The organism is Phormidium sp. CCY1219, assembly GCF_035615515.1.
Classification (GTDB): domain Bacteria; phylum Cyanobacteriota; class Cyanobacteriia; order Cyanobacteriales; family Laspinemataceae; genus CCY1219.
On sequence record NZ_JAJENT010000956.1, the window covers coordinates 1 to 5,773 of the forward strand.

The following is a 5,773-nucleotide window of genomic DNA, read 5'->3' on the forward strand; positions in this document are numbered from 1 at the left end:
CCTCCATTTCCCCTGGCTCTCATCCCGACGCTCACCAAGCACGGGTAGAGCGCGGGGCTTCCCGCCGAGAAGCTAATAATCCGCCCTATACCACATTTTTAACTCGTTCCCAGGCTCCAGCCTGGGAACGCCGCTCCCGAGGCTCCGCCTCATCCAGTGGTTAGACCCAATAATCCGCTCAATACCACATTATTGCCAATTTGTCAACCCCTAAATTGAGGAAAAGTTAGGTTAATCTTGTCCCGAATCAGGGGAGTGCAACCGAGGTTGCAGCGATCGCCAATGTGGGGACAAGATTTTGCTAGCAGGTCTGTAGTGGCAAAGGGGATTAACTGGCGATCGCCTCTTCTTCCTGGGGGTCGCTGGGGGGACGAGAGTAGCGGCGATCGTCATAGTACCAGCCGCGACCGTCTCCCGAGACTCCATTGGCCACAATGCCGAGTACCTTGGTGTTAGAAGTTTGTAATTCCTCAATGGTTTGCAAAATTGCCGGACGTTCGGTTTGACCCATGCTGACCACCAGAGCGAGGCCATCGGTAGAGGCCGCCAGCATTTTGCCATCCACCACACTGAGCAGAGGAGGGGTGTCATAGATGACCAGATCGAACAGATCGTGCCATTGACGCATGAGGTTTTGCATTTTGTCGCAAGAGAGGATGCGGATGGGGTCAGGGGGGATAGCGCCCGCCGGGAGGACAAAGAGATTCGGGTCGCTTTGCGATCGCACGATCGCCTCATTCATATCCAGTTCCGTAGCGATGACCTGAGTTAAGCCCGGTTGATTGGGTAAGCCCAAACAGTGGTGAACCTGAGGCCAGCGCAGGTCAGCATCCACCAGTAAAACCCGCTGACCCATTGCGGCGGCGGCTTGCGCCAGATTGACTGCCACCGTAGACTTGCCTTCAGCCGGTGTTGCCGAAGCGATCGCCAGCGATCGCACCGGTTTGCCTGGAGTCAGGAAGCGCAGATTAGCATTGAGCGATCGGAACGCTTCCACAAAGGCATAATCGCGCGGATAATCCATCGCCGCCTCACCCTGAGAATCCATCGGCGTCACCTCCACCGCACTATCGCTCACCGGAATCGACCCAAGGATGGGCAATCGAGTCGCATCTTTCAGTTCGTCAGAACTATGGAAGACATTATCCAACCGCTCAGCCAACAATGCCGCCCCAAATCCCAGCATCAAGCCCAACATTGCCCCCAGAACCAGATTCCGGGGCAGACTGGGGGACACCGGAATCGGGTCTCCCTCTTGATTGCGCGGGATATTCGGCTCGGAAATCACTTCCCAGGGGATTTCTTTTTGCGCCGCATCCACCCGCAACCCTTCTCGTCTGGCTAGCAGTTCGTTGAGAGTCTTGGTCGCCACCTGTAATTCCCGCTGCAAGTCCGTGTACTGACGAATAATGATGGGAAAATTGTCCCGATATTCGCTTAACATTTTCGCCGCTTGGTTTAGCACTTGCGTCCGCACCTGAAGCACCTGCACTTGGCTGCTAGCTTTCACCATTTCTTGAATCAATCCCGTGCGGACCGAGTTTTGGAACGGCGCTTGGGGATTGCCCGTATTTCCCGGTAACTGTGCCCCCAACACTTCCGAAGCTTCCCGACCCAAGAGCAGTTCGATTTTTTGTCGTTCTTCCAGCAGCACTTGAAGTTGCGGGGAAGTCGGGGTAAAGCGAGTGGATTCTTGAGCGATTTTATTTTCTATTTCTTTGAGGCGATTGAGGCGAGCTTGGTAGGTGGGGGCTTCACTGAGAACCGAAGCAGCGATCGCTGTATCTTGCTCCAGCCCGATTTTTTGCCGCAGGGTATTGTAAAGCTGTTGCTGTTGAGCGAGCTGAGATTGAGCCTCTAGCAGTTGATCGTCAATTTTGGTAATTTGCTGCGCCAGTTGTTCCCCTTGAATCTGCGGCTCGATGAGATTGTACTGCTGCCGAAACTTCTGTAATTGTTCTTGCAGACTATCCACCCGCTGTCGCAACTGCGGAAGCTGGTCTTCAATAAACTGAATCCCCTGACTGATATTGCTCTTGCGGTCTTCTAAACTGTATCGCAGATAGCCATCTTTCAGGGTTTCCAACACAAACTGAATTTTTTCCGGTTCCGAATCCCGGTAACGGATTTCGATTACCTTCCCAGCCCCTTGCAATTGCTCTAGAGACAGAGGCCCTTCCTTGCCTCCGACAAGACCATTGTACTCTAATTCGGGATAGCGGGACTGGAGCTGCTGAATCAAGGGTTCCATCAGCTTTGGACTTTGTAACACCGTAATTTGGCTTTCATAATCCAGTCCTCCCCCTTGTCCCTGAAGAAAACTGGCACCTAAACCCCCAGCCATTCCAGACAGACGAGAGAATTTATCGTCGTTACTGGTGACGGGTTCGACTAAGATTTGAAACTTCCCTTCATACTCCGGCGTTTGATTGGAAGTCCAGAACCAAACACCGGCAGTCACCACCGACGCCACCCCCAGGATGACAAAAGCGCGGCGACGAATCACAGCAAATAGCTGTCCGAGATCCAGTTCTTCCTCATCTGGATCCTGGACTTCAGCCATATAAGGTACCGACACGAATTGAGGCTGGCTGTTGTTGGGGTGAAGTGGGAACGGCTGAGGATTGGGTGCGGTCTCCATCTCGATCTCTTGGTATGGTGTGGTTATCTGTATCCTAGCAGGCGGGTAAGACCCTTGTGTGTTCTTGCCTTCTCAGGTGTCTCCACTGGGGGGCAAGGGTAGAGAAAGTAGTAGGGTGGGCAATGCCTACTATCCCCTTCATTTCAAAGACATAGCGGTGTATTGCCCAAGTCGTGAAAATTTTAGAACAGAACGTTCAAGAATCGGAAGATTCCGAAAACCGAGAACACCGGACTGGTGACATCGCCAATCGTCTGCCCGATCGCGCCCAAGCGATCGCCGAGCCTCGTGAAGCCCGATCGCCCTACCACCACCACATCATTATTGCGGAGAATCGGGTTGGTTTCCTCATCCAATCCTTGGGCAAAATCAATCGGAATCGCTTGTCGCGACACCGTACCATTCGGGTTCAAGCGGATCAATTCCACCTCATCGGTTTCCGCCCGCTTGTTGTCAAAGCCGCCAGAAGCCAGAATCGCTTGGTTTAACGAAGCATTCGGCGGCAATTGGATAGTCCCGGGGTTTTTCACTTCCCCCACCACGTTAATTTGAATCCGGTTGGGAGAGAAACTAGCGGCAGCAATTTGCGGTGCTTCTGCCAAATCGATATTGCTTGCCGTTTGCACCACAATCGTATCCCCTTGTTGCAGGAGAATATCTTCGCTTAAATCCCCATCATCTAACAGTTCCCACAGATTCACCTCAATCATTTGCTGCGTGCCGTCCTTGCGTTGTCGCAGCACTTGGATTTGGCGAATATCTGCGGCGGGAGTGATGCCCCCGGCAATTTTAATCGCGCGCGTCACCGTGGGCAGCCCCACTACTGCGCCGCCGGCAGTGGGGGCGGCGAGGGTTTGCTGGTCGCCGGTGCCCGACACGTCAGACCCCGCCACCGTATAGGTTCCCGGACGGTTCACCTCGCCAACCACCGCAATGTTCAGGGGTTGTGAAGTATCGGCGGCAAAGTTAGCCGTAGCAATGCGAGCCACTTCTAAAGGATTCGGGTTTTCCGCCGTGGGCACCTCGATAGTATCCCCTTGTTGCAGGATGATATCTTCACTGAAATCCCCTTGTTCGAGCATTTCCCAGAGATTCACCACCAGGGTTTGAGACGGACCGGCTTTCGGACGACGCACCACGCGGATTTGCCGAATATCTGCCGAAAGGGTGACACCGCCTGCGGTTTGCAGGGCGCGGCTAACCGTGAGCAGCCCGCCACTTTCATCCACCCGGCTCACGGTGTAGGAACCCGGACTGGCCACTTCTCCAGACACGGCAATATTCACCGGTTGACTGGCCTCTCCGGCAAAACTGGATTCGGCTAACAGGGAGGCTTCGGCGGGGTTAAAGCCGCTTCCGGTAGGCACGACGATGGTATCCCCTTGTTGCAGGATGATATCTTGGCTGAGGTCTCCTTGCTTGAGCAGCGCCCAGAGGTTCACCGGGATGATGCGCGCCGCACCAGCTTTTGGTTGGCGCAGCACTTGAATCTGGCCAAGATCCGAGGATTGGGTAACGCCGCCTGCGGTTTGCAGGGCGCGGGTGACGGTGAGCAGTCCGCCGCTTTCATCCACCCGGGTGATGGTGTAGGAACCGGGTTGCCCCACTTCTCCCACCACGGCGATATTCACCGGTTGCGAGGGGTCGCCGGCAAAATTGGATTCTGCTAACAGGGCAGATTCAGCGGGATTGAAACCATTGCCCGTGGGAACGTAAATGGTATCGCCTTGTTGCAGGATGATGTCTTGATTGATATCGCCGCTTAGGAGTTGCCACAGGTTGACGGACAGAATTTGTGCCGGACCGGCTTTCGGTTGTCGCCGCACTTGAATCTGTCCCACTTCTGCAGATTGGGTGACGCCGCCGGCGGTTTGTAGGGCGCGGGTTAAGGTGAGCAGTCCGCCGCTTTCATCCACCCGGCTGACCGTGTAGGAACCCGGACGGTTGACTTCTCCCACCACGGCGATATTTACCGGTTGCGAGGCGTCGCCGGCAATACTGGCATCCGCCAGTTGACGGGCGGCGGCGGGGTTCAAGTTGGGGTCGGGGGGAATAAAAACGGTGTCCCCATCGCGCAAGGTGATGTCTTGACTGAGGTCTCCTAGCTGGACTAAGCTGGTTAAATCCAGGGTAATTAGTTGCGCCGGTCCGCCCCGCTGGCGGCGCAGGAGTTGGATTTGCTGGATGTTGGCCGTCGGCGTAATGCCCCCAGCCCGTTCGATCGCGCTGGTAATGGTGGGCCGTTGATTGGCTCCTTCTTGATTCATCGAAAGGGTGTAGGAGCCAGGTCGCCGCACTTCCCCCGAGATACCCACCTGTACCGGACGTCTTGCGAGCAGAGAGATGGTGAGGAATTCCGGGCGTTGCAGGTAGGGGGCATAGAGGCTTCTGAGTCGAGTAGCGGCTTGTTCCAAGGTCAGCCCTTGCACAGAGACTCTGCCCACTAGGGGTAAATTGAGGGTGCCATCCACCAGCACCAGATGCTGACCATTTTCGCCGCTGTATTCCGGCACGTTGAAAATATCGATTTGAATTCTATCTCCCGAGCCGAGGGTGTAGGCTTCTTGTAGGGGGACGCCTTGGGCGAGGAGACTCTGAGCTGGCTTCGGTGACGGGGAGGGTGCAGCGATCGCGCCTGTGGATCCGCTGATGGCCATTAACGCCGAGAGGCTCAAACTGGTAACGGGAAGGGTAAGGATGTGCGGCGACCAGCGATCGCCAAACCGGTGATTAGACATAGAAGTTATTTATTTATAATTGGCAACAGTATTGGGGAGACCCGACGAGCGATGGCTTTGCCGAGGAATGGGTTACAGTTCCCTGGCGACACACCGTCAGGAACACTCAATCTATTTTATCGTTGAAACGCTGTAGTTGACCGGAGAGCGATCGCTCGGAAAAAAGCCCCCCGCACCCTAGAAGGGTTTACTCGTTCCCAGGCTTACTCGTTCCCAGGCTTACTCGTTCCCAGGCTCAGCCTGGGAACGGGCCTCTTACTCGTTCCCAGGCTCAGCCTGGGAACGAGCCTCTGGAGGCTCTGCCTCCTGCTAGAAACAATATCGCGTCCGGAGGAATAGTTTTAAAAAGAATTGCCTGGGAACGGGCCTCTGGAGGCTCTGCCTCCTGCTAGAA

At 55.2% G+C, this 5,773-nt stretch carries 2 protein-coding genes; both read right to left on the bottom strand.

Annotation, left to right across the window (positions count from 1 at the left end; genetic code table 11):
• Positions 1-328 precede the first annotated feature (328 nt).
• The gene (locus LKK83_RS30835; RefSeq protein WP_324635292.1) at positions 329-2,641 is read right to left on the bottom strand and encodes a GumC family protein; all 2,313 of its coding nucleotides are present in this window, start codon (positions 2,639-2,641) and stop codon (positions 329-331) included.
• 182 nt (positions 2,642-2,823) lie between these two features.
• Positions 2,824-5,379, bottom strand: a complete 2,556-nt coding sequence (locus tag LKK83_RS30840; protein WP_324635293.1) for an SLBB domain-containing protein — start codon at positions 5,377-5,379, stop codon at positions 2,824-2,826.
• Positions 5,380-5,773: the final 394 nt, after the last annotated feature.